Annotated in this window: 30 protein-coding genes; 16 read left to right on the top strand and 14 right to left on the bottom strand. The window is 58.1% G+C overall.

What is annotated here, in order from left to right; all coding sequences use genetic code 11:
- Positions 1-3: 3 nt before the first annotated feature.
- The 7 genes from A4E19_05685 (at position 4) to A4E19_05655 (ending at position 5536) form a co-directional block, all read left to right on the top strand.
- On the top strand, positions 4-867 hold the full coding sequence (locus tag A4E19_05685; GenBank protein OQW32844.1) for a hypothetical protein: 864 nt from the start codon (positions 4-6) through the stop codon (positions 865-867).
- Positions 867-1052: a hypothetical protein gene (locus tag A4E19_05680; protein OQW32843.1), complete on the top strand. Its 186-nt coding sequence runs from the start codon at positions 867-869 to the stop codon at positions 1050-1052. The genes A4E19_05685 and A4E19_05680 overlap by 1 nt, the downstream gene beginning before the upstream one ends.
- 5 nt (positions 1053-1057) lie before the next feature.
- Positions 1058-1450 (top strand): hypothetical protein, encoded by a 393-nt coding sequence (locus tag A4E19_05675; GenBank protein ID OQW32842.1) that lies wholly within the window; start codon positions 1058-1060, stop codon positions 1448-1450.
- 85 nt (positions 1451-1535) lie between these two features.
- Positions 1536-2117: a nicotinamidase gene (locus tag A4E19_05670; GenBank protein ID OQW32841.1), complete on the top strand. Its 582-nt coding sequence runs from the start codon at positions 1536-1538 to the stop codon at positions 2115-2117.
- A complete protein-coding gene (locus A4E19_05665; GenBank protein ID OQW33187.1) occupies positions 2114-3457 on the top strand; it encodes a nicotinate phosphoribosyltransferase in 1344 nt (447 codons plus the stop codon). Before A4E19_05670 ends, A4E19_05665 begins: the two co-directional genes overlap by 4 nt.
- An 11-nt stretch (positions 3458-3468) precedes the next feature.
- Entirely contained in the window at positions 3469-4887 is a 1419-nt protein-coding gene (locus tag A4E19_05660) for a hypothetical protein (protein ID OQW32840.1), read from the top strand.
- 7 nt (positions 4888-4894) lie between these two features.
- A complete protein-coding gene (locus A4E19_05655) occupies positions 4895-5536 on the top strand; it encodes a hydrolase (GenBank protein ID OQW32839.1) in 642 nt (213 codons plus the stop codon).
- 48 nt (positions 5537-5584) lie between these two features.
- On the opposite strand, the gene A4E19_05650 is transcribed toward A4E19_05655, so the two are convergent.
- The 5 genes from A4E19_05650 to A4E19_05630 all read right to left on the bottom strand — a co-directional run bounded on the left by A4E19_05650 (position 5585) and on the right by A4E19_05630 (position 8278).
- On the bottom strand, positions 5585-5845 hold the full coding sequence (locus A4E19_05650) for a hypothetical protein (protein OQW32838.1): 261 nt from the start codon (positions 5843-5845) through the stop codon (positions 5585-5587).
- On the bottom strand, positions 5842-6186 hold the full coding sequence (locus A4E19_05645) for a hypothetical protein (protein ID OQW32837.1): 345 nt from the start codon (positions 6184-6186) through the stop codon (positions 5842-5844). Before A4E19_05645 ends, A4E19_05650 begins: the two co-directional genes overlap by 4 nt.
- A gap of 185 nt (positions 6187-6371) precedes the next feature.
- Complete coding sequence (locus A4E19_05640; GenBank protein OQW32836.1) at positions 6372-6914, bottom strand: hypothetical protein; 543 nt, start codon at positions 6912-6914, stop codon at positions 6372-6374.
- Complete coding sequence (locus A4E19_05635) at positions 6914-8002, bottom strand: hypothetical protein (GenBank protein OQW32835.1); 1089 nt, start codon at positions 8000-8002, stop codon at positions 6914-6916. Before A4E19_05635 ends, A4E19_05640 begins: the two co-directional genes overlap by 1 nt.
- An 18-nt stretch (positions 8003-8020) precedes the next feature.
- A complete protein-coding gene (locus tag A4E19_05630) occupies positions 8021-8278 on the bottom strand; it encodes a hypothetical protein (GenBank protein ID OQW32834.1) in 258 nt (85 codons plus the stop codon).
- Positions 8279-8293: 15 nt separating this feature from the next.
- Here A4E19_05630 and A4E19_05625 point away from each other — a divergent pair, with 15 nt between their 5' ends.
- The 6 genes from A4E19_05625 (at position 8294) to A4E19_05600 (ending at position 16741) form a co-directional block, all read left to right on the top strand.
- A complete protein-coding gene (locus tag A4E19_05625; GenBank protein OQW32833.1) occupies positions 8294-8845 on the top strand; it encodes a hypothetical protein in 552 nt (183 codons plus the stop codon).
- Entirely contained in the window at positions 8846-11272 is a 2427-nt protein-coding gene (locus A4E19_05620; GenBank protein ID OQW32832.1) for a hypothetical protein, read from the top strand.
- A gap of 68 nt (positions 11273-11340) precedes the next feature.
- Positions 11341-11529, top strand: coding sequence for a hypothetical protein (locus A4E19_05615; protein OQW32831.1), 189 nt, complete (start codon positions 11341-11343; stop codon positions 11527-11529).
- A 311-nt stretch (positions 11530-11840) separates the two neighbouring features.
- Positions 11841-13100 (top strand): hypothetical protein, encoded by a 1260-nt coding sequence (locus A4E19_05610; protein OQW32830.1) that lies wholly within the window; start codon positions 11841-11843, stop codon positions 13098-13100.
- Positions 13101-13129: 29 nt separating this feature from the next.
- On the top strand, positions 13130-16246 hold the full coding sequence (locus A4E19_05605) for a cytochrome-c peroxidase (protein OQW32829.1): 3117 nt from the start codon (positions 13130-13132) through the stop codon (positions 16244-16246).
- A gap of 183 nt (positions 16247-16429) precedes the next feature.
- The gene (locus A4E19_05600) at positions 16430-16741 is read left to right on the top strand and encodes a hypothetical protein (protein OQW32828.1); all 312 of its coding nucleotides are present in this window, start codon (positions 16430-16432) and stop codon (positions 16739-16741) included.
- A 414-nt stretch (positions 16742-17155) separates the two neighbouring features.
- Here the strand turns inward: A4E19_05600 and A4E19_05595 are convergent, their stop codons facing one another.
- The 5 genes from A4E19_05595 to A4E19_05575 all read right to left on the bottom strand — a co-directional run bounded on the left by A4E19_05595 (position 17156) and on the right by A4E19_05575 (position 20134).
- On the bottom strand, positions 17156-17509 hold the full coding sequence (locus A4E19_05595; protein OQW32827.1) for a hypothetical protein: 354 nt from the start codon (positions 17507-17509) through the stop codon (positions 17156-17158).
- Positions 17510-17942: 433 nt separating this feature from the next.
- Positions 17943-18359, bottom strand: coding sequence for a hypothetical protein (locus tag A4E19_05590; GenBank protein OQW32826.1), 417 nt, complete (start codon positions 18357-18359; stop codon positions 17943-17945).
- 128 nt (positions 18360-18487) lie between these two features.
- Positions 18488-18904, bottom strand: a complete 417-nt coding sequence (locus A4E19_05585; protein ID OQW32825.1) for a protein-tyrosine-phosphatase — start codon at positions 18902-18904, stop codon at positions 18488-18490.
- On the bottom strand, positions 18901-19770 hold the full coding sequence (locus A4E19_05580; GenBank protein ID OQW33186.1) for an arsenite S-adenosylmethyltransferase: 870 nt from the start codon (positions 19768-19770) through the stop codon (positions 18901-18903). The genes A4E19_05585 and A4E19_05580 overlap by 4 nt, the downstream gene beginning before the upstream one ends.
- Before the next feature lie 43 nt (positions 19771-19813).
- On the bottom strand, positions 19814-20134 hold the full coding sequence (locus tag A4E19_05575; GenBank protein ID OQW33185.1) for a transcriptional regulator: 321 nt from the start codon (positions 20132-20134) through the stop codon (positions 19814-19816).
- Positions 20135-20463: 329 nt separating this feature from the next.
- On the opposite strand from A4E19_05575, the gene A4E19_05570 reads away from it, so the two are divergent.
- Together A4E19_05570 and A4E19_05565 are read left to right on the top strand one after the other, a co-directional pair.
- Positions 20464-20781: a hypothetical protein gene (locus tag A4E19_05570; protein ID OQW32824.1), complete on the top strand. Its 318-nt coding sequence runs from the start codon at positions 20464-20466 to the stop codon at positions 20779-20781.
- 128 nt (positions 20782-20909) lie between these two features.
- The gene (locus tag A4E19_05565) at positions 20910-21227 is read left to right on the top strand and encodes a hypothetical protein (protein OQW32823.1); all 318 of its coding nucleotides are present in this window, start codon (positions 20910-20912) and stop codon (positions 21225-21227) included.
- 21 nt (positions 21228-21248) lie between these two features.
- On the opposite strand, the gene A4E19_05560 is transcribed toward A4E19_05565, so the two are convergent.
- From A4E19_05560 to A4E19_05545, 4 genes are all read right to left on the bottom strand, one after another.
- Positions 21249-21899: a cysteine hydrolase gene (locus A4E19_05560; protein OQW33184.1), complete on the bottom strand. Its 651-nt coding sequence runs from the start codon at positions 21897-21899 to the stop codon at positions 21249-21251.
- 185 nt (positions 21900-22084) lie between these two features.
- Positions 22085-22519 carry a hypothetical protein gene (locus A4E19_05555; GenBank protein ID OQW32822.1) on the bottom strand — a complete coding sequence of 145 codons (435 nt, stop codon included), beginning with the start codon at positions 22517-22519 and terminating at the stop codon, positions 22085-22087.
- Between the two features lie 7 nt (positions 22520-22526).
- Positions 22527-22973 carry a hypothetical protein gene (locus tag A4E19_05550; protein ID OQW32821.1) on the bottom strand — a complete coding sequence of 149 codons (447 nt, stop codon included), beginning with the start codon at positions 22971-22973 and terminating at the stop codon, positions 22527-22529.
- Positions 22970-23536 (bottom strand): hypothetical protein, encoded by a 567-nt coding sequence (locus A4E19_05545; GenBank protein ID OQW32820.1) that lies wholly within the window; start codon positions 23534-23536, stop codon positions 22970-22972. Before A4E19_05545 ends, A4E19_05550 begins: the two co-directional genes overlap by 4 nt.
- Before the next feature lie 274 nt (positions 23537-23810).
- Between A4E19_05545 and A4E19_05540 the strand changes: the two genes are divergently transcribed.
- Positions 23811-24740: a hypothetical protein gene (locus A4E19_05540; GenBank protein OQW32819.1), complete on the top strand. Its 930-nt coding sequence runs from the start codon at positions 23811-23813 to the stop codon at positions 24738-24740.
- The last annotated feature ends 7 nt before the right edge of the window (positions 24741-24747 follow it).

Genomic DNA, 24747 nt, shown 5'->3' with positions numbered 1-24747 from the left:
GCTATGAAAATGTTGCTCACTGTCGACGGATCGGACCATTCGTACGAAGCGGTTCGGTCTCTTAAGTATCTGGCTCGCGCCGAGGCCCTGCACCTCGTGCATGTCCTCGATGTCCCAAGTCCGGCCTATCCTATGATGATGCCGGAAGTCGCACAAGAACTCTACGAGACCGTCGAGCGAAACATGCGCGACGACGGAACCCGTCTGTTGGATCGCATCGTGTCGTTGCTTCCCCTGGATGCCGGCCCGGTCACGAAACATTTGGTCGTCGGGTCCCCCGCGGACCAGATCGTGGCCTTGGCGGAACAACTCAAGGTGGACCTGATCCTGTTGGGAAGCCGAGGCCTTGGACCGATCAAGGAACGGCTCGTCGGAAGCGTCTCTCACCGAGTGTTGACGTTCGGGCCCGGTGCGAAACTGATTCTTCCCGGTCCGTTGAAAACCCTTCGCCATATCTTGCTTCCTTTACAAGGAACCTACGATGCGGACCATGCCTTGGCCTTTCTTCGACGGAAACCCTTTCGTGAACCGCCCATCATCACCTTGTTCACCGTTCTTCCCCATACCAGGCCGCCCTGGCCGGTGGATGCCGTCTCGGCCGAGCACATGGAGACCCATTCCCTCGGCAAAGCCAGAGACTTCCTCGATGAAATGGCGACCACGCTTAAACCCAATGGCTACCAAACCCGCGTGGTGACCACATTGGGTACTCCCGTTGATGGAATTCTCGAGGAAGCCAAGGCCTTGAATCCCGATCTTATCCTGGTAGGGTCCCGGGGGCGCCGCGGCCTCACCCGTATGGTACTCGGCAGTGTGTCCCATGCCCTCCTCCACCAGGGGACCTATCCGCTCATGATTGTTGGCTGATGATCGAAAGGGGGCGCACCATGCCGATGTACGACTATCAATGCCTCGAATGCGGGAAGGAATCGTTGATCGTGGTGACCTTGAAGGAGCATGAAGCGGGCGACGTCCAATGTCCGGCGTGCGGAAGTAAAAAATTGCGGCAGCTCTTCAGCCCGTTCATCGCTCACACGACGAAAAAGAGTTAAGCCCCATGCTCACAGTTTCGCGGCGGTTCACCGGGCATCGATTCGTTGCGGCAGGGCTCTGTGGAGTCCTGCTGGTGAGCGGTCCGTCGATATCCTCCCTCTCCGCCCAAGATTATCCTCCCGACCCTGCACGTGGGAAAGCCGTGTACGAGCAACATTGTGAAAGTTGTCATGGACCAAGCGGCCGTGGCGACGGACCTGCCGCCGCTTCGCTGAAAGTTGCTCCGGCCGATTTTCAGCGCTTTCAATCGTTCCTGAAGTCCGATGAGGAGTTACTGCGGACCATCGAGCACGGCGTCGTCTTCAGCCCGATGCATTCGTGGCGCGGCCAACTCACCGACGGAGAAATGCAGGACGCGGTGGCGTACATTCGCCTGTTGTCACAACGAGGCCGCTGATCGATCTGACGATCGGTGATCTGAAACATGTGGATTCCGGACCGGATCAAGAGATTATTGGATTCCCGGCTTCGCAATCACTACCATGATTTCCCTGACCACATCCGACGCCTTGCTCATTACGGACATCCAACGTGATTTCCTACCGGGCGGCACACTTGCCATCAGCGGAAGTGAGACCGTTCTTCCCATCCTGGATAATTATGTTCGACAATTCCAGGCACGACATCTCCCCATGTTCATGACTCGCGATTGGCACCCACCCGACCATTGCTCGTTCCAGCCGCAGGGCGGGCCATGGCCACCTCATTGTGTCGCCGGATTACCCGGTTCGCTGCCGCCGTCGTCGTTTATGACACCGCCATCGGCCGTCATCATTTACAAGGCCATCGATCGGGACCAGGAGGCCTACTCGGCGTTCCACGGCACCGCGCTGGATCGGCACCTTCGCGCCCTCAAAGTGCGACGTCTGTTCATCGGTGGATTGGCGACGGACTATTGCGTGCTGAACTCCGTCAAGGATGCGCGCATACTAGGCTACGATGTCTGTTTGCTGGCGGATGCCATCAAGGCGGTCAACCTTCGTCCTGACGATGGCCGCCGGGCCGAGGAGGAAATGATCCGCTTGGGAGCAGTGTCGGTTCGGTGGGAGAGGCCTGGAACATGAATCCATCGACGAGCGCTCTGCTGACGGATCTATATGAACTCACGATGGCCCAGGCCTATCTGGAAGAAGGGATGGAGGGGTCGGCCGTGTTCGAGTTCTTTGTCCGCAAGCTGCCCCCCCATCGAAACTTCTTGGTGGCAGCCGGCCTTGAACAGGTGTTGGACTATCTCTCGGAATGGCACTTTACCCGCGAAGAACTGGCCTGGCTGGATCAATCGAAGCAACTCAGCTCGCAGTTTCTGCACTACTTGGAAGCCCTCCGGTTCACGGGGAATGTCGAGGCGATGCTCGAAGGAACCATCTTTTTTCCCCACGAGCCGATCGTCAGGATCGTCGCGCCCCTTCCGCAAGCTCAGCTCGTCGAAAGTCGTGTCATGAACCTGTTGAACTTTCAAACCATGGTGGCCTCCAAGGCCGTCCGGTCGGTGCTGGCCGCAGAAAGAAAGCCGCTCATCGATTTCGGATTGCGCCGTGCGCATGGTGCCGAGGCAGGTCTGCTCGCCGCGCGGGCGTGTTTTTTGATAGGCTTCGCCGGAACGGCAACCGTCCTGGCCGGCATGATGTACGGCATTCCGCAGTACGGCACGATGGCCCATTCATTCGTGCAAGCCCACGAAGATGAACTCATCGCCTTCGAGCACTTTGCCCAAGCCCGACCGGACAACGTGGTTCTCCTGCTCGACACCTACGACACGGAAGCGGCCGCTGATAAAGTCGTCTCGTTGGCCAAGACTCTTCAAGCCCATGGTATGACGATCAAGGGGGTACGGCTGGACAGCGGTGACCTGGCCGACCATGCCCGTAAGGTTCGACGTATCCTCGATGCAGGAGGCTTGCCTGGCGCACAAATTCTGGTCAGCGGCAACCTCGATGAATATCGGGTAAGCGAGCTGGTCCACACCGGGGCGCCGATCGACAGCTTCGCCGTTGGAACGGCTGTGACAACCTCGTCCGATGCTCCCTCGCTCGACTGTGCCTATAAACTCCAGGAATATGCGGGCCGTCCCTCCCGCAAACGGTCGGAAGGCAAAGCCACGTGGCCGGGGCGCAAGCAAGTCTTTCGGTTTTATAGAAGTGACGGCGGGTTCGATTACGACGTCGTGACGACAGACCACGATCAACTGTCCGGCGAACCACTGCTCCACCCTGTCATGACGAATGGTCGCCGCCTTGCGGCATCGCCCGAACTCGCCGAACTGCGGCGCCATGTGGTTGCTCAGTTGGGACGACTTCCTGAACCGCTGCGAGTCCTCGAGGCCGTGCCGGCCTATGACGTTCGGATTTCTCCGGCCTTGCAGACGTTGACCCAGGCAGTAGACCGTATATCGAACATCTTATGAAGGAGACACGAATGAAGAGAGCCTTTGTGTCGATCGTGATCGTAGGAATTGCCATCCTCATCGGATTCGATCTCCCATGGGCTTGGGCGGCAGATCCATCCGCTTCCAACACGGCATCACCTGCGGTCCCCCCTTGCAAAAGTCCGTACAAGAAAAGGCTTGTCCCCGCCAAAACGTTGCAAGCGCTCGTGCAGTCGCATGAACGATGGGTGGAGTATCGAGGCAACCCCAATGCCAAGCGCATGGAGCTCTGCCAGGCGGACCTGACCCGGGCGACACTGGCTGGGACGAATCTTGAACGGGCCGATCTGGAGGGCGCGCTCCTGCGTCAAGCGAACCTGGCTCAGGTCAACCTGGCCCAGGCCAGTCTGGCCGGAGCCGACCTCGCCAAGGCCGTTCTCAAGGACAGTAACCTGTCCGGCGCCGACCTGCGTCGTGCCCGACTGACGGGCGCGGATCTCTCTCGTGCCGTCGGCGATGAAGCCGCTCTGTTCGACGCCGTTCTGGTCAGCGCCAAATTGCGTGAAGCCTCATTCGAGCGGGCGCAGTTGGAGGGAGCCGATCTCACCTCCGCCGACTTGACCGACGGCAACTTCGCCGAGGCGTATTTGTACGGAACGACGCTCAAAAACGCGGTCCTGGTGAATGCTGATCTGACCGGCACCGATCTGCGTCGCACCGTCTTGACCAATGCCAATCTTTCTCGCGCCAATCTGCAGGGCTCATTGCTGGACCGCGCGCAACTGGAGCAGGCCCGACTGATCGAGGCGGACCTGGAAAGCGCCTATCTGGACGAAGCGAATTTGCGCGGGACCAATCTGAAGGACGCGATTCTCCGAGGGGCCGATCTCCGGTATGTCACTCTGAACGGCGCGGATCTGTCCGGGGCCGACCTGGAGGGAGCCAACCTTGAAGAGGCCGCTCTGGTCAAGGCGGATGTGAGCTCGGCGAAACTACGCATGGCCATTCTGTATCACGCCCTCCTCGATGAAACGAACTTCCTGGACGCCCACCTCAACCGGGCGGTCCTGATCGGGGCCAAGGGATGGCACACGAACTTCATGAACGGCGATCTGAGCGAAATTTACGCTCCGAAAGCCTCCTTCCGGCAAGGTCAATTCAATCGAGCCAATCTGGACTCGGCCAATTTCGTGGGCGCGGACCTTCGCGAGGCGAATTTCGGCCACTCCAACCTGACCCGCGCCAATCTTCAGGACACGAATCTGCAAGATGCCACATTTGTTTCAGCCGATTTGAGCGGGGCACGCCTGGACTCCGCGGACGTGCGCCGCGCGAACCTCACGGGCGCCACACTCACGGCGGTCATCGGTCTTACACAGACACAACTCAATACCGCGTGCGTCGACGAGAAGACCAAATTACCGCCGGGGCTCAACCGGCCGGCTCCCTGCGGTCCTGCCAAGAAATAAAACGACCATGACATCCCGGCACGAACAGCCCGTCAGAATCACAAAAGGGGAACTTATCCTGGAAGGCATCCTTGGACTCACGACCGGTTCGCGCGGAGTCATCATCTTTGCGCATGGAAGCGGCAGCGGACGATTGAGTCCTCGTAACAATTTCGTCGCCCGCCATCTACAACAAGATGGACTTGCCACGCTCCTGCTGGATCTTCTGACCGAAGAGGAATCGGATGATCGGCGCAACGTGTTCGATATCGATCTGCTGGCGGATCGGTTGTTGCTGGCGAAGGCCTGGTTGGAAGCCGAGCCGCGAACAAACAATCTGAGCATCGGCTATTTCGGCGCCAGCACCGGCGCCGGAGCCGCTCTGCAAGCTGCCGCGCGAGAACCATCGAACATCAAGGCCGTGGTGTCGCGGGGCGGAAGACCGGACCTGGCTGAACCCTATCTGCCATCGGTCACCGTGCCGACGTTGCTGATCGTCGGAGGCCAGGATGAACCGGTCATTGAGATGAACCAGGCCGCCTACGATTTGCTGACCTGCGAAAAGAAATTGATCATCGTCCCCGGCGCGACGCACCTCTTCGAGGAACCAGGTACGCTGGAACAGGTGGCGGACCATGCGGGGAGATGGTTTAGGCGCTACCTATCGTGACGCGGGGGGAAGTTTAATTCCTTCCAGGCTCTGACAGGAGGAGCGTTCTCAGTTCTTCGTAAACGTTCCGACGTGGTCCCACAAAGACGCGTCGATGCAGGATTCGTCATCATTGAGCCGATAGATAATTCGATACGTCCGAATACGAGAGGCCCGCAACCCCGCTAATCCGAACTGAAGCGCATGTCCGGCTAGTGGAGCTACGAGGAGTTCTTTGATACCTTGTTTGATCTCACGTTTGACTTGAGGATGGAGTTTCCGGATTCGCTCAGCCGCTTCCTTAGAATAGCGTGCCCGATATGCTTTCACTGAGTATCACGGCCAAATACGGCCGCATGCGAGACCCACTGCCCCTTCTCTGCCTGTTTCAACGACCGACGGAGTCCCCGCATCGCCTTTTGATCGCTTAGGATTTCAATTGTCTCCATCAGCCCCTCGAACTGGTCCATGCTCAGCAGCACCGCTGAAGGAACGCCGTCGCGCGTGATCGCAACGATTTCCTGCTTGTGCTTCATGCGTCGGATCAAATCCAACAGCTTATTTTTGGCCTCGCTCACCGAAACGAACTCATCGACCTGCGGCATAATCACCCACCAATAGGCTATATTAGTGGCTATTATAATGGCTTGCCTGAATGCCGACAAGCGCACGTAGGCTTGGAGTCATGAAAGACGTTCACCCAAAGGGTGACCAGACCGGTCGCAAGTTAGTGATCAAGTCCGCTTGCAGCCTACTGACCTGTGACAAGAAACCGGCACTTAGGTGCGGAACATGCGGGGGGGATGATTTGGGCGGTATCTTGTGAGGACTGATGGTTACAGTGAAGGCCGCCAGCTCATCTCTTTAATTCGTGCTGCAGCACCTCCATGATCAGCTCAACCCCTTCGATGGCTTTTACCTTCGTCGTATCGATCCTGACTTCCGGATTAACCGGCGCTTCGTAGGGATCTTGTAACCCCGGCACGGTCGACGATTCGCCGCGCTGTCCACGCTGATAGGTTCCCTTGTAGTCGCGCTGCATCGCTACCGCTAATGGGCATTCCACCGCCACTTCGATAAATCGAGGGATCAGGCTTCGCGCGAAGTCACGGTACGAACGTTTATTGGCCGTCGCATCGAAGATGACCGTGACGCCATACGATACGAGCTTCGCTCCCATGAAAGCCAGGGCACGGTAGAAGAGGTCGCGCTCCGCTGATGAATAGGTCGGAGTCGGCGTGAGCACTCGCCTTGCCGCATCAGACTCTAATACTTCAACCGAGAACCTCAGTGCTTCAAGTTTCCGTTTCAACGCAGCGGCAATGGTACTCTTGCCGGACGCGGGCAAGCCAGTGAGCCAAACGGCAAAGCCATCTGATCGACGAGTGCTGTTAGACATTATCCTCCGCAGTACTCATTCACCCGCTCCGGCTCGAAGCGCGGCACGTCGAGCACGTTTTCAATGAATCGAAAGAGTTTGCGTCGGATGTCCATCGACAAATTGGGATACCAGACCGGGCTCGCCACGACCAAGCCGCGAAAAGCGAAGAACGGCGCCGCTGTGTCCGTCACTTCCTTGTCGCCACTCGCGTCCACATAGGTCTCCCAGAACAAGCGAAAAAGAACCTCGAAGGGCCCCTCGATCCTGCCCCATCGGATCAGGGAATTGAGCAGATAGTTGATCGTCATCGCCGTGATGTCGTCGGCCGGCTCACCCCATTCCCCTCGCGATCGATCCAACACCGCAAAGTCCGTCCCCGTCCGGAACAGCACATTGTAGGGATGGAAGTCGCCGTGAACCTGCGCAAGGCGATGGGTCTTGTCACGAAGACGCCATCGCCATCGATTGCAGGCTTCCTCTACCGTTCGTAAGAAATCCTCGGTGATGAAACCACAGCGCTTCGGATAGCTGTCGGTCAATCCCATGATGCATTCACCGTGACCGATCAACTCCCGCAATCGACGCTTGTAGAGATCCGCGTCGCGCCGTTTCTTGGCGTGGATCTGCGCCAGATAGCGCGCCAGTGTGACCGTTCGTTGCCGATCCAGCTTGCGCAGCGTCCTCCCTTTCACCAATCGTTCAAGATCCGCATGATAGCTTACTCCCTCGGTCCACTCGTTCAGCACGAAGAACTCTTGTGCTTCTGCGAGAGAAAAAAGAGCTTGCTTGGCATCGAACGCACCCACATCGAGCGCCTTCACATGGCGTGGAAGCTTCCCATAGGAGTCGTAGTCCCACAACATCGCCTGAGCGCGATCCGCCATATGTTCATGCCCAAATGGACCGGGCTTCATGGTCTCCAACACAGCTGACCGCACATGCTGCCCGATTTGAAACGTCAATTTGACCGGCGTGCCGTACCCATATCGTTTCTGCCTTCCTTTGGAACTCTCTTTACCGATGATCCTATAGGACAAGAGCCGCGTGTTCGAACCGAAGCGGTCCTGGAGGTACCGTTCCAAGGCTTGCTTGCGTAAGGCGGGCATGCCGAGACACTTCGCAATTCACATTCCCGCCACCCCTCGACAAATGCTTGCGAAGACCACGGGTGAAGATCGAACTGACGCATTGAGCTCCACTTGCGAAGACCTTACTGTGGAAAAAAGCACCACATGAGACCGAATGAGACCGATGTCGAGAATGAAGCAAGATGAGAAACCATCAAAGATCAGACCCGGCTCCCGCTGAAAGATCACGTTTTTGTGTCGTTCCTGGTCGGCATATCGTTTGCGACCTGCGGCATGGAAAGGGTTGGACCACACAGCTATGGAGGATCAATGGAACTGGAAATTGAGAGCCGCAATGTCGCGATGACTCCTCGCTGGAAGGCCGAGATCGAGTTCCGCATGGGTGGCTTAATGCAGAGGCACAAAAACCTGACTCACGGACGGGTGACGTTGATCAAGAACCGACACCATAAGAAACTCGCCAACGTCGCCGAGGCCCTTGTCGTCGTCACCGCCCCGGGACGCCATACGCTGACGGCGAGGAAAGAAGACAAGACCTTCGAGGAGGCGATTCGATCTGCGTTCCAGGCCATCGATATCGAACTCCGCAAGTACAGAGAAAAACGTGCCAAGACCGAAGTACGCCTGCCGCCCGTCCCTCGGGATCGTGGAGTGATTTGCAAACTGTTCCCGAAGGAATGCTACGGCTTCATCTTTCGAGAAGAGGGAGGAGAGGTCTATTTCCATGCGAACGCCCTGCGGGGTCTCACCTTCGAGCAATTGGAGGATGGGACCGTGGTCCTCTTCAATCAGGAACCAGGCGACAAAGGTCCGCAGGCAACCGTCGTGACCCTCCCGCCTCCGATAGCCAAGGCGTTGTAGATGACAATAGAAAAGTTCACAGTTCCTGTCTCGATGCTGGCGCCGGGGATCGATCCAGAACAGCTCGGTTTCCAGAACACCGGTGAGCTCGAACCCCTCACGGAAATCATTGGGCAGGAGCGCGCGGTCGAAGCCCTTGAATTCGGGCTGAATATGCGGAGCACCGGTTTCAACCTCTATGTCTCCGGTCCTGTCGGTACCGGGAAAGGGACGCTCGTTCGGCAGATGGTCAAACGCATGGCCGTCGCCGCTTCCGCTCCATCCGACTGGTGTTACGTCAATAATTTTCAAGATCTCTCCCGGCCGACCTGTCTCGCCCTTCCGGCGGGGAAGGGCGCCTCGTTCAAACGGGACATGGCGGGATTCATCGAGGGATTGCGGCGGGACATTCCCTTGGCGTTTGAGAGCAAGAAATATCTCGATGCCAAGGCCAAGTTGCACGACGACATCGACGCCAAGAAGAAAGCGCTCTTTCACGAACTGACGGAACACAGTCGGACTCGTGGGTTCGGGTTTGAAGAGACATCGGTCGGTTTCGGCATTGTTCCGCTCAAGGAAGGCCATCCCATGACGGATGCCGATATCGAAGCGATGACCGAGGAAGAACAACGGGACTTGAATGAACGACGCAAGACTCTCGAGGGCGAAATCCGTGAGTTCCACGTCCGGATCCATGGCCTCGAGAAGGAAGCCGAGCATCAACAGGGCCATCTCGACCGCCAACTGGTGATGAATGTGCTGGAAGGTCGCTACGAGACCATGCGGGGAGCCTACCAGGACCTGGGAGCGATAACGATATTCCTGGAATGTGTTCGCAAGGACATCGTGCACCACTACAAGGATTTTCTTCCGCGTGAAGGTCCCGCCATTGCCATCCCCGGCTTGGAATTCAAACGACCCGATCTGTCCCGGTTCCTCGTCAACCTCATCGTCCAACACGACCCGACGGAAGGCGCCCCCGTGGTGGATGAACCACACCCGACCTATACGAATCTCATCGGCAAGATCGAGCGGCGGGCTCATATGGGCGTCATGTATACCGACTTTACGGAGATTCGCGCCGGTGCCGTCCTAATGGCCAACGGCGGCTACTTGATCGTGAATGCGATGGACATGCTGCGTCAGCCATTCTCATGGGATGCCTTGAAGCGTGTGATCAAGACCGGCGAGGCGAAGATCGAAGATCCGGGTGAATTTTATGGATTCTCGACGGCGGGCTTGCGGCCGGAACCCATCCCGGTGAACGTGAAAGTCATTATGGTCGGCCCGCCGATCCTCTACCACCTCCTGCAAGCGTACGAGGAAGATTTCAGCAAACTCTTCAAGGTAAAGGCCGACTTCGACACCGAGGTGGTGAGAAGCGGGAGACAGGACCGGCAATATGCCCGGTTCATCGCCAAACTCTGCCGGGAAGAGGGATTGCCGCACTTCTCCGCCGAGGCGGTTGCGGAAATCATCCGGCAAGGGCTTCGGTTCGCCGATCGCCACGATCGGCTCTCGCTGCGGTTCAGTTTGGTGAGCGATCTCATTCGTGAAGCGGGATATTGGGCGAGGAAGGAAGGTCATTCCTTTGTGACCAGGGCGGACGTCGATGCCGCCGTCACACACAAACGCCATCGCTCGAATCTGGCCGAGCACTGGATCCAGGATGAAATCAGAGAAGGGACACTGATGGTCGACCTCGACGGCGACGTGGTCGGCCAGGTCAACGGCCTCTCCGTCCACCAGCTCGGTGACTATGCGTTCGGACGGCCGACGCGAATCACCGCTCGAACCTACGTCGGCACCAAGGGCGTGATCGACATTCAGCGCGAAGCGGAACTGGCCGGCATGATCCATAGCAAGGGCGTTCTGACACTGGCCGGGTATCTCGCCGGGAAATTCGCCGGTGCGCACCCGTTCGCCATGAGTGCCTCCTTGACGTTCGAGCAGACCTACTCGGAGGTGGAAGGCGACAGCGCGGCTGTGGCTGAGCTTGCCGCGATCCTCTCCAGCCTCGCCGATCTGCCCATCCATCAATCGGTGGCGGTCACCGGGTCCGTCAATCAATTGGGTGAGATCCAGCCGATCGGCGGCGTGAACGAAAAGATCGAGGGCTTTTTCGAGTCCTGTTCCCGCAAGGGCTTGACCGGCAGACAAGGGGTCATTATCCCGGCCCGGAACACTAAACATCTCGCCCTCCGCCGTGAGGTGGTGGAAGCCGTCGAATCAGGACATTTTTCCGTCTATGCCGTGAACACCATCGACGAAGCACTGGAACTACTGACCGGTGTCTCTGCGGGCGAGCGTGGGCTTGAAGGAACCTATCCGACCGATACCGTATTCGGCCGGGCCGCGCAGCGACTGGAAGAGATGGCGCAGGCCGTGGCGCAATGGAGTGAAGGGGAAGAGAAACCCGGCGGACCGATGATCGTCACTGAGTCGTAGTTCGCCAAAGCCATGGACGGTGAGACCAGCAGACTATCCTAACGACTTGTTCTGATTTCCTCGCAAGGATGGAAGTCACGGTGGAACACTTGAACGTATCAGTCTGGACTTTGGCGATCGCCATCGGGCTCACTCTCATTGCGAGAGAAGCTCCCGCACAATCGGTTCCCGACTATGGTAAGGCCGAATACGAGTCGAACTGCGCAAGTTGCCACGGTCTTGGCGGGAAAGGCGACGGTCCGCTCTCGGAGGCGTAACGAACGAAAGCGGCGGACTTGACCACTCTCGCCAAGAGCAATGAGGGGCGCTCTTTCCGGCGCAACGCGTGTATGAAATCCTCGACGGGAGCCCTTCCCGCGTATAGAAACAATGGAGGCTCATTCAAACCCTAAACGTACCAGTTTTCCACAGGATTCGCTTACCTCCGACGCTCCCGCGACGCATTCGTCCCCCAACTCAATCTGCACTGAATTCCCTCGGAATCTTTCCCCTCTGAAGGGGGACAAGATCGGCATCACGGAAGAAATACCAGTGGATCCCCTAGTATAGACCACGCTATTCCGATCCTATGATGGACGTGGACAGGAATGGCAGTAAGAGGCCTCGGATCGAGGCATTCGCGAACTCATCGCAGGAAGGGATGAACAGGACGAGATTGCTACAGCATTGGCTCGCATCGACGTTCCTCTGCTTCACGCTGGGCTGCCACAATACCGACGGAGAAGCAGGCGGCAAGGAAACCGTCAAGCCGGACCCGGAGCCGGGACTTGTGCGATTGACCGCGGAAGAAATCGAGACAGGCGATATTGCCGTGCAACCCGTCATCCGAGGCGAATTTTCGACCTTCCGGGACTTTCCGGCGACGGTCGTCCCGAACCACCATGCAACGGCGGAAATCACCGCGTTGGTCCGTGGTCGCGTCGTAGAGGTCTACGCGGACCTTGGACAACAGGTGCGGGCCGGCGAGGTCCTCGCGGTCCTCTACAGCAATGACCTTGTGGATGCCCAATCGGCCTATCTAAAGGCCGTCGCCAGATTGTATGTGGCGGAGCGTTCATATGAGCGGGCCCAGATGCTGCTTAAAGAGAAAGTCATTCCTCTTGCCGAGGCGCAACGGCGGCAAGGCGAGTTGCGGACGGCACGTGCGGAAAGGCGCGAAACCGAGGCCCGTCTACACCTTCTCGGCATGACCGAAGACCAGATTCGGCGGTTGAACCGCGAGCAAAAGGTCCTCTCGCACGTGCCGATCAAGGCGCCGTTCGATAGCCGCGTGATCGCGAGGAACTTGACGAAAGGAGAAGTCGTGGAAGTCACTGAGAAGCTCTTCACCGTGGCCGACCTGTCCGAAGTCTGGGTGCTGGCCAATATCCCTGAAAAGGACATACCGTTCATTCGTCCACACACCGGCTCGTCGGGCGTGAAGCAACGTGTCGAGGTGTTGTTGACGGCCTACCCCGGTGAGGTCTTCCAGGGCGACGTGACCTATATCGGCGATGTCCTCGATATGGCGACCCGCACGATGAGCCTGCGTCTCGAAGTGCCGAACCCCCAGCGCAAATTGAAACCGAACATGTTTGCGACGATCCGGGCCTACTCGCTGCCCGAGCAAAACGTGCTTGTGCTGCCTGAAGACGCGATTCAGCGTGAGCGAGACCGGAAGTTTGTGTTCGTCCAACGTGACGCGACGACGTTTGAAGCGAGGGATGTCTCGCTCGGAGAAAGCAACGGTCGCATGGTGCGTATTCTCGAAGGACTGCGCGAAGGAGAACCGGTCGTGATCAAAGGCGCCTATACCTTGAAGTCGGAACTCTTCGGCGACGAAGTATAACGGACACGTTGACGTGATGCCCGCCGCCCATGTCGTCATTCATTGAACTCTCGATCCGATACCGCATCCTCGTCGTCGCCGTGGCGGCTCTGCTCGTGGCCGGAGGGGTGTACTCCTTCCGCACGATCGCGATCGATGCCTTTCCCGACGTGACGACGGTGTTGGTGCAAGTGGTCACGGAGGTTCCCGGACTCTCGCCCGTCGAGATCGAACGGTTCGTGACGTTTCCGCTGGAGCTGCAATTGACCGGCGCGCCGGGCTTGACCGATATCCGCTCGTTTTCGAAGGTGGGTTTGTCGATGATCACCGTGGTGTTCCGCGACGACATCGACATCTATCTCGCGCGGCAGGTCGTGTTGGAGCGGGTGTTGGAGGTGCAAAAAAGTCTGCCGGCCGGCGCCGTGTCGGAACTGGTGCCGAACTCGACCGGATTGGGAGAGGTGTATCAATTCTACCTGGAAGGCCCGCACGACGACGATCCCGGCTTCGTGATGACGGAGGAAGAGCTCATGGAGCGGCGCACCCTGGAAGACTGGGTCGTTCGCCCGTTGCTCAAGGGTCAACCGGACGTGGTCGACGTCAACTCGATGGGGGGGTTCGTGAAATGGTACCAAGTCATGGTGGACCCCGGCTTGCTCCGCAAGTACAACCTGGCGCTGCACGAGGTGTTCAAGGCGGTCGCCGACAACAACGCCAACGCCGGCGGCAATATCCTGGAGAAGGGGCCGGAGAAATACATCGTCCGCGGCATCGGTCTGATCAAGACGCTGGGCGACATTGAAAACATCGTCGTCAAGGAAGCCCATGGGACCCCCGTGTATGTGCGAGACGTGGCGGAGGTCCGGATCGGCCATGCGGTTCGCCATGGGGCTGCGGTGCTCAACGGCAAGCGCGAAGTCGTCGTCGGGATCGTGCTGATGCTTCGGGGAGGCAACGCCAGGGACGTGGTGCAGTCGGTCAAGGACAAGGTGGAGGAGATCCATGCCAAGAAACTCCTGCCCCATGGCCTTCGCATCGTCCCGTTCTACGATCGGATCGAGTTGATCGTCATGGCGCTGAACACGGTCTACAAGGCGCTTCTGGAGGGCATCGTCCTGGTGATCGTCGTGCTCTTTCTGTTTCTCGGCGACGTGCGCAGTTCGTTGATCGTCACGGCGACGCTCATCGTGGCGCCGCTCTCGACGTTTATCGCGATGCGACAAGGCGGCATGACGGCCAATCTCATGTCGCTCGGCGGTCTCGTCATCGCCATCGGAATGATGGTGGACGGCTCGGTCGTGGTGGTGGAGAACGTCTACCGGCATCTCGCCGAGCGGGCGTCGTCCGCCGAGCCGCGCGCCGCCGTCGTGCTCCATGCCGTGAAGGAAGTGGCTCAACCGGTGGTGTTCGGCATCCTGATCATCATGCTGGTCTTCCTGCCCATCCTGTCGCTCCAGGGCATGGAAGGGAAAATGTTCAAGCCGTTGGCCTACACCATCATCATCGTGTTGTCGTTGTCGCTGGTCTTGTCGCTCAGCCTTTCGCCGGCCCTCTGCACGCTGATGTTGAAGCAGGCCAGGGAGCACGATACCTGGATCCTCCGCTCGGCCAAGCGCTTCTATCGTCCCGCCCTGGGTTGGGCCATGGCGCACCGCTTGATCGTGGTCGGCGGGGCCGTCCTCCTGTTGATAGGAAGCCTTGCACTCTTTCCACTTCTCGGCGGCGAGTTCATCCCCATCTTGAACGAAGTCGCCCTCACGCCTCAAATCATTCGTTTGCCCAGCATTTCACTGGAGGAATCAATCAAGATCGAAAAGGACGTGCACCGGGCGATCCTGGAATTCCCGGAAGTCCGGATGGTGGTCTCGAAGATCGGCCGTTCGGAATTGGGCAATGATCCCCAGGAGCCGAACGCCAGCGACCCGGTCGTGTTGCTGAAGCCGATGGACGAATGGACGACCGCGGACACCAAGCCGGAACTGGACGACGCCATCCGGCGACGCATTGAACGTGTGCCCGGAGCCAACTTCCTCCTCAGCCAGCCGATTCAGCAACGGGTGGACGAGCTCTTGTCCGGCGTGCGCTCGGAGGCGACCGTCAAAGTCATCGGAGATGATCTGGAGACGTTACGCGCCATCGCCGAAGGGATCCGATCGGTCATGAGCGGCGTCGACGGAGTCAAGGACATCCGCATCGAACAACTCTTCGGCCAAACGTACCTGTCGATCGACATCGATCGCGGGAAAATCGCCCGCCACGGCATCAACGTCGCGCATATCCGCGAGATCATCTCGACCGCCATCGGAGCCGAAGCCGCCACGCGGGTGTACGAGGGGCAAAAACGCTTCGATTTGACCCTCCGCTATCCGGAACAGTTCCGGAACAGTGTCGAAACGATCGGCAATATTCTCCTGACGACGACATCGGGCGCGCTCATTCCATTGGGAGAAGTGGCGAACATCGAACTGCGGCAAGGACCCGCTCTCATCAGCCGGGAAGGACTCAACCGCCGGATCTACGTCGGCTTCAACACGTTCGGCCGCGATATCGAAAGCATCGTCAAGGAAGCCCAGGGTCGGATTCAGCGGGAAGTTCGGGTGCCGACTGGCTATCACCTCGTGTGGGGAGGCTCCTTCGAAAACATGGAGCGGGCGATGGCGAGGCTCAAGATCATCGTGCCGATTACCATCGGCTTGATCTTCCTTTTGCTGTACGCCTCCTTCAATTCCGTCCGTTATGCCGCCTTGATCATCCTGAATCTTCCGTTCGCCCTCATCGGCGGCATCGTGGCGCTGTGGCTGACCGGTGAATACCTCAGTGTGCCGGCGTCCGTCGGCTTCATCAATCTCTTCGGTGTGGCGGTCCTCAACGGCATCGTTCTCGTGTCCTATATCAATCAACTGCGCGCCGAAGGCCTGCCGATGGACGACGCCATCGTCCGGGGCTGTCTGCTGCGTCTAAGGCCGGTATTGATGACGGCGTTGGTTGCCATGTTGGGGGTGATTCCGTTGGCCCTTTCGCAGGGGGTCGGCTCGGAAGTCCAACGACCGTTGGCGGTCGTCGTCATCGGAGGCTTGGTGAGTTCGACGGCATTGACACTGATCGTCCTGCCGACGTTGTACACTCTCTTTTCGCCGGCTTCGCCAGAATCAGAAAAGAACCAGTGAGGTTGTCACTGAGAAATTACGATCGTACGGCCTAAGATTTAAACAAGAGTGCTGCGGGTTTGAAATGAGAGGAGAACTGTCTTTCGACTACAAGTCTCTAGCCTGAGGAGGGCTGTACACCCTCCTCAGATCATGACCCTATTTGTCAAAAGGCTCTCTCAATCAGCACCAAATGATTTGTACATGCCTCCGAACATAGCACCCAATGTAATTGCCGAAAGAATAATCATCGTCATGGCAACCCACCTCCTTGTTTCTTTGAACATCAATATGCCGCGGCAGCATGATGAGACGATGAAGGACTTCTACGTTCTTCGTCGTCTCTATACCACTGTCATGCTTTCCCCCAATGCGGCGACAGTATCGGATACGCCCATAACGTTCGGTCTTCCGAGTGGGAAGTTGCTTTCTCAAACGTTCGGCGACGAATTCTCCACCCTCGAATGTCATCTGTCTTATCGACTTTCCTTTCAGGAAGGTTTGTGCTTGCTATGATGGCTTGGCCTAGTCCCATCATGACGTATGGAAAGCAGACCATTGAAAGAGTCACTATGCTAGCCATAAGTGATGCCCTCCTTTCTGTCCTTAGCTCCCAGTGCCATGCCTCAACATACCGACTATGGATGAAGAGAACCTGAATAGCCGGTGAAGATCTTTTCATTTGCCGCTGCCGCATCTGCGAGCCTCTCCGTGTAGGGCAACGGTTGGATCAGATTCGATAGCTGACAAACGGCGGAGCTGAGCCGTTTTGGAATGGAAATGGAGATGATGTAAGGCCGGCAACGTCAGCTTGATGGCGCGAGATGAGAGAAAGGTCTGTTACTCACACAACGTGGTGAATCACATTCACACTGCCGTGGTCTGAGGAGGAAACAATACCCTCCTCAGACCATTCCAGTTTGTCCACCGCTAGCTCATCGGCAAGCCGAAAGAATAACTCGATCCTCCATGTCCAATCCGCTCGATGACATCCACTTTGTTTCTGCCCTCTCCCCTCGTTCGACACCCACCGGCCTGGGCGGACATCGTCTGGCTGGATGAATAGGTTGACCCTCCGGCTCCGATTCGTTCAGCCATGTCCGCCTTCATCCGGCACACACCCGCCCCGTCGGAGTTCGACGAATAGGTCGATCCTCCATGTCCGATACGCTCTGAGGCTGCGATAGAGCCCACATCCGACGCGAAACTGCCAGATGCACTCACTACGCCGGCCACGGCCATCATTGTCATGAATCCGATCGTTACGATGGACTTGCTTCTCATAACTCCCTCCTTGTGGTTTGTGATCTGCTGCAGATCATTCCGCATGCTTGAGCGGAAGATAACTTCCCCTAGTCGATCAGTCCAATTGATAGTTTATTAATATTCGATAAGAGATGCTTATCAATACTTGATTCGACGTCGGACGAAGGCGGCAGCGCTTCAGCAGCGCATGGTCCATGATGCGAAGGCTCGCGTCGCCTGAACAAGATCGGCGCGGGCCTACACGCTGATGCGAGTGACTTGATGGAGATGGACGAGTGACAGAATGTGGGGTCTATCCTCGGAAAGGTGCCTGGAGCTGTGGAGGAGAGAAATACGACGTTCGATGCCCCGTAGATTCCAAAGTAGGTATCACACCACGCGACCAGCGCCCTGTGCGTGACCTGGGACTGCGCTTGGCAGCCGGATCGGTCCTGGATGTCCTGGTTTGTTCTCAGTGATGGGTGAGCTCATCACGTTTGCAACTTTCTTCCGCCAACATTCGTTGACCGGCCGTCGCGTCCGTGGAGATGCGGGCCATGCAGGCATGCATCGAATCACCTTGCGTACCGGCGGAGGCGCGATTGCCGCTTTTGGCGATGGCCGTCCCCACCACGCCTTGATGAATCTTTTCATTGTCCCGACAGCTTTGTTCGGCGACCATCTTCGCCCCATCGCTGGACTCATTCGAGATCTTTGACAAGCATGCCTGCAGGGAATCCGATAGTCCCGCAGACACTACCTTGGTCGCGGTCGGGAACACCGATGGACCTCCCGATGTCGGTTGCATCATGGCCAGTTCCGAAGCGCACCCAGCTCCCAAGAGGCAGGCGAAGCCAAAAAGCCCGATGACTACCGGCATCTTATTCATTAGTATTCCTCCGTGGTGGGGTGGGGGCACTATAACGGAGTTCCCCTAAGTGCGCAAGCACACCCCGGAAGCGAGGCAACGCCTCATCGGCCGCTTGCGGTGGGATGAGCGGCTCTCGGATGCCGCCTCTAACGGCCGATCGAAAAGAATCCTTCGATGTGCGTTCTGATGTGATCCCGTACCGTCCGAAAGGCCTTGCGCCGTTCTTCAGCCGGTTCCACTACGGCAGCAGGGTCCTCGAAACTCCAATGGACGAGCCGTCCCGTGTCGGGCCAACGAGGACAAGACTCCTTGGCACGATCGCACACGGTAATGACATAGTCGAACGCCTGGTCCACAAATTCGTCCATGCGCTTTGACCGCTGTGCGGAAATATCGATGCCCAGCTCCTGCATGGCCGTCACCGCGCCGGCATTGAGCCCGACGGGATGCGTTCCGGCACTCGAGACGTCATATCGATCTCCGGCCAGATGACGCAGCAGGCCTTCCGCCATCTGGCTGCGAGCCGAATTCCCCGTACAGAGGAACAACACGCGCTGTTTCATGGGCAACAGCTCGCCGAGCAGCAGGCCGCCGGACCCGCTTCCGGTTTCGTCGCCCGTACGAACCCGCTGATGAACTTGCCATCGACGGCCGGCGCGACGACGTTGAGGTCGAGATCGGTTCCCTCGAACAAATCACGCGCATCAGCGGCCGTATACACTCGGGTCGGCTCGATCGAGACTCGTTCGAATCCCGCTCGTTCGAGCTTCGCGATGTACTGCTGCTCCTCCAACGCGCCGGCGATACAGCCGGCCCAGAGTTCGATGTTGCGCTGGATGTCTCGAGGAATTTCCCCTCGCACCACGATATCCGACACCGCCAGCCTCCCTCCCGGCTTCAGGACACGGAAGGCTTCGGCCAGCACCTGGTCTTTGTCCGGTGACAGATTGATCACGCAGTTGGAAATGATGAGATCGACGGAATGGTCGGGCAAGGGAATATGCTCGATGTCGCCCTTCAGGAATTCCACATTCGACACCCCGGCCTTGGCCTGATTGGCCCGAGCGATCGCCAGCATTTCGTCGGTCATGTCCAGGCCATACACCTTCCCGGTCGGCCCCACTCGTCGCGCGGAGAGCAACACGTCGATCCCACCACCCGATCCTAAATCCAAGACCGTTTCCCCCGGCGTGATCTGCGCCAACGCCGTGGGATTGCCGCAACCGAGCGAGGCCCGTACCGCGTCCTCGGGAAGCGCAGCGGTCTCTTGGTCCGCGTAAAGATGAGAGGTGATAGGGTCGAGCTTGCCGGCTTCCAAAACAGTTCCCGTCCCACAGCACGACCGCCGCTCCTGGCGTTGGGCCTGCAACGCGGCTTGCCCGTATCTGGTCTTGATCTCCTCTTTGAGCGTCTGTGCGTCACTCATGATCCACCTCCCATCAAGTAATGTTGATCTATAAGCGTCGAAAAAATCAGCAGCAGCGTCGTGATGAACCAGCCGATCGTGCCGCTTTCTTGAGCGAATCCACCAAGTCATCCAGCTCCTCAAGGGCCTGACCACTGAGCGAGTAATACATCCAGCGTCCCTCACGTCGATCCTCGACCAGTCCCGCGTCCTTGAGCACTTTGAGGTGAAACGACAGCCGCGACTGCGCGGCTTTCATCGCGTCCATCAGCTCGCAGACGCATTGTTCTCCATCTTTCAATCGTTCCAGCAACGCCAAGCGTGTCTCATCCGACAGGGCATGAAACAGCGCCACGGCTTTCTTGGTGGAAAGAGCACTGGCAACCATGAGTGAACTATATAACAACATATTTTGATGAGTCAAGATTGCCGAACAGACTCTGTGGGGATCGTTCAGCCGTGACGCCTGCTTCAAGTCAAGTGACTCCAAAGACTCCGCCGAACCCATTTCTTACCGGCTGTCTTACCGCAGTGGGCTTAGGGCCGTCTCGTCGCCTGACCGATGATGTGCACTCTGTATCCCCGGACATGAGAGCGTCTGGTTCGATTCAACCGCACGATGGAAGACAGCATTTGTGAGATGAATTCCCCCTGTGATACCCTAAATACACGATTTCTCTGCCACGACCACAAGGCTAACGGGGGGCCCTCATGAAGATGCTTCACATCGTTTGTGGCAAGAGGTTTGAAGACGAGATCATTGTTCTCCTCAAAAAAATGGGGATTAAAGGATATACCGTGATTCCAGGCGTGGGGGGCAGTGGTGTGACGGGAACCGTTACCGGCGCCAACAGCGCAGGGGAACATAATGATAAAACCAATACGTTGTTCATGATCGCCCTCGGGTACGAATCCACCTTTCTGCCGGAGATCGTGTCGGCGCTGAAGGAACTTCGCGCCAAACATATTCAAGGGCATGATGACCGTGAAATCCCGCTGAAAGTCTTTCTTCAACCCTGCGAAATCATCATTTAGTCATCCATAAGAATTTGTTCCTTTCCGCATCCATCATCCATCCGAGACGCGGCTAGGGTGTCTCCCAGCAAGACCCGATAACACCTCCGAGGTAGGATCGAATAAGTCATAGAAAGGGAGGTGTCATCATGGGCATTCAACCGCTCCACATTGCGCTCGTCGCCACAGTCGCGTTGAACATCACGGCGCTGGGATGCAGCCAAACGGCGGCCGAACGGCGCGCGGCATCACCGACGTTGGGAGAACGGATCAAACAGGATGCGGTCACGGGGCGGGTTCGCGAGATCGGATCCACGTATGTGGCCATCAAGGAGAGCGATGGAGACACCTTGCGCGTCCGGGTCGACGATCATACCAAGATGGACCGCGTGGCGATCGGGGATCAGGTCAAAGCCTACGTGTCCGAAGACGGATATGCCTCGACGATTCAACGGGTCTCCGAGTAACCCCGGCGATCCATTGATCCGTCATCGTGCAAGCCGCTCCACGACTTCGGCGGTGGTGGCGATTTCTCCGAAAATGCCGCCTTCCACGCCGATCATGGCCAAGGCCGCTTCGTGCAAGACGGGATTGCTCGACGCGCAGGCATCACGCACCGTGATACAACGGTACCCGAGATCGATGGCTGTCCGCAACGTCGAGCTCACGCACACCTCGGTGGTGACGCCCGTCAAGACGAGTGTTTCAATGGCGCGCTTCGCCAGCACTTGTTGCAATCCGGTGTGAGCGAATGCGCCATAGCCCGGCTTGTCGATGATGATGTCCTCCTCCCGGGGACGCAAGGCCGACACGAAATCGTGCCCGACTTCGCCTCGCACCAACAGACGACCGAGCGGACCTTTTGAGCCGATTTCCGCACCGGCTTTGCGACTGCGTTGTAGTTTGTACGGTGGACAATCGGACAGGTCCGGAACATGACCTTCGCGGGTATGCACGATCAGGAGTCCGGCTGTTCGCGCCACGGCCAGCAGCTTTTCGATTGGACGGATCGTCGCCGCCAGCGGCGCGATGTCGAGTCCTGCCTGCGCCGCATAGCCCTCCGGAAGGACAAAGTCCCGCTGCATGTCGATCACCAGCAAAGCCGTGCGGGCTGGGACCAAAGAATCGAGGAGGCTCATCGATGATCGGTCCATTCCAGAGGATCTTCCGTGAAGGGCTCCGAGATCACCAAGCAGGGCAGCCATCCCCATACTGACCGCCGCTTTGCTTCCGCGAACCAGGATTTCACGCCGCGAAGAGCCAGCCTCGCTCCAATGTATCTTGGTTCGTGGCGCCTGCATTGGCTCGTTAGTTGCTTCGCCGCTTACGACCAGTACTGCGACGCCTTCATATAGCCGTACAACAGATCCCGCCGAGCCAGAATCCCCACGAGTTTATTGTTCCGCACCACCGGGACACGGGTGAGATAGCGGTCCTGGAAGAGATCGGCCACTTGCGCCAGTGTTTGATCTTCCGTCACGGCGACGGGATGGGCCGACATGATTTCCGTGGCGAAGATCTTACGAAGATCGCGCCCTTCGATCATGGCCTGCAGCAGGTCGTATTCCGTGACGATCCCCACCAACGTTCCGTCCTCTTCCACGACCGGCAGACTCCCGTAGTTCCGATGGGTCATCAGATGGGCGATGGTGGAGGCGTCCGTGCGCGACGTGCATCGCGTGACGGCATCCTGCATCAACTGACCGACGGTCAAGGTCTTCGGATCGGTCGCCTTCATGAAAAATTCGGTTTGTCTCATAGGGCCCTCACGGTTGTCGTTTCCCGCCGGTGGCGAGATAGGTTCGCAATACATCGCGCCTGGCGATGATGCCGATCAGCTTGTCCTTGGCGTCCACGACGGGAACTCGAACGAGATCGCTGGCCCGCAGCACGTGCACCAAGGTACCCAACGTCGTTTCCGGCCGGACGGAGTACGGGTTGGCCGTCATGATGTCCTTCGCCGAGACGGTACCAAGCGGATGCCCGTCATCCACCGCCCCCAGCAAATCATGTTCGCTGACGATGCCGGTCAGCTTCCGGCCGTTCTCCACGACCGGCACGGCTCCGAACCCCTCGATCATCAACGACGCGATCACGTCCCCTTTCGTCTTCAGGCGGACATATTGCACTTCCGTCTCCATGACCTGGTTGACGGTCATGGAATCGAAGTCTTTGACCTTGGGCTTCCCCTTGGCCCTCTTTGTCTTTTTCATTCGTCCCCCTTTCCCAACGGCCCGATGTCCCCGCCTTCCTGTGGATCCTCAGCCACGTGAACGGGGGAATCCTGTTCTTCTTTCCAACGGACATGGATGACTTTCTGTCGACCGGACTCCACCGTGATCCCTTTGAGCCGCTGCACTTGACCGCGAAACGTTGCCGACAGATCATACGGGCCCGGAGGGAGGTCGACGAACAACCAGGGGCCTTCGACTTGCTCAGGTGGAATGATTGTCGCGGCTCCACCCGCAGCCGGCTGAATCGTCACCCCCACGTGTGAAAGAAACGGTTTGTGGCCGGCCGTGAAGATGATCTTGAGCGCGAAGGAGGGATAGCGAGCCGACCGCTCCTCCGCCCCGACGCCGGCGCTGAAATACCGTACGTTCCCACTTCGATAAAGAGGCAGCGAACTGGAGACGGTTCGTCCATCATGTTGCCATTTCAATTCAACTTGCTCATCCGACTCCGCGACCGTGGCGCTGACGGCTCCTTCCTCTAAAGCCGCCTGACTCGCGATGACTATTCCGCTCAGCAGCAACCAAACCAGAGGTCTTCTCATAGGCGCTCTGCTTTCACCGATCCGGTCGTCATGGAAAAGTCCGTGTACCTGCGAAACGAGGGAGAAGCCGACTGACGCCAATCACCACAGTGCCGTCGCCCCATCTGCTGCAAAATGCCGCAACCTGGCAACCGATCAATCCCCGGTTCATGTCATCACTGCCTTGGAAATGGTTCATTCTTCGTCCGTATCCGTGCTTCTCACAGGCACATCAGATGCAGATCTGATACCCGAATCCTTTCTTTAGATTGGAACCGCCACAGGAGGACCTATCATGCGGATCGTGTGTGCGATCGATGGGTCGGAACAGTCCCAATGGGGGATTCAGGCTCTTGAAGCCCTCGCCAGCCGAGAGCCCGAACAGGTGACCTTGCTCCACGTCATTGACAAGCCCGCGCTCCAGGCCCTCACCGGAAAGAATCCCGTGAGGGAACGTCGGGTTCTGGCGGCCATGGAAAAAGCCGGCGGCATGCTGCTTCGGGATGCGGTGCGGTCCGCTCGCGTGGTCCTCGGCCAGGCGGCAACCGCCCCGCGCACCAAGATCCGAACCATCGTGGCCCATGGATCCTCGGCCAAGACCATCGCCAAAGAAGCGGCTCGCCTGAAGGCCGACTTGATCCTGATGGGCTCGCGAGGGCTGAGCGACATTCAAGGGTTCTTGCTGGGGAGCATCTCGCGTCAAGTCGCTTCGCTCGCTTCCTGTTCGGTGTGGGTCGTGAAGCAACCGACCCACAAGCTCCACCATGTCGCCCTCGCGGTCGACGACTCCGCACCATCACGAGCCGCCGCGCGCTTCCTCCGCTCCTCCATTCTTTCGGAGAGCGCCACCGTCACGATTCTCTCGGCAGTGCAAAGCCCCGTCACGGACTTTGCCGCACGCTACCTCTCCGACGCACAACTGGCCGAATTGACGCAGCCGGTGATGGAGCGGGCCACGACGCTCGTCAATGGGCTGAGAAACGACTTCATCAAAGAGGGATTTTCGGTCGTGACGCAGGTGGAGATGGGTCACGTCGTCGAGACCATCGTGAAACACGTCGAGGCCAATCGTGACGAGCTCCTGGTAATCGGATCGCGAGACCTGTCGAAGAGTGAGCGACTCTACCTCGGCAGCGTGTCCGAGAGCGTGCTCCGACACGTTCCCTGCTCGGTCTTGATCGTACGGGGCGCCCGGGGACCGCTTCGGCGGAACATCATGGTTTAAGATACAT

Source organism: Nitrospira sp. SG-bin1, assembly GCA_002083365.1.
GTDB lineage: Bacteria > Nitrospirota > Nitrospiria > Nitrospirales > Nitrospiraceae > Nitrospira_D.
Note: the sequence above shows the minus strand (reverse complement) of the source record. Positions and strands in the feature narration are given on the sequence as shown.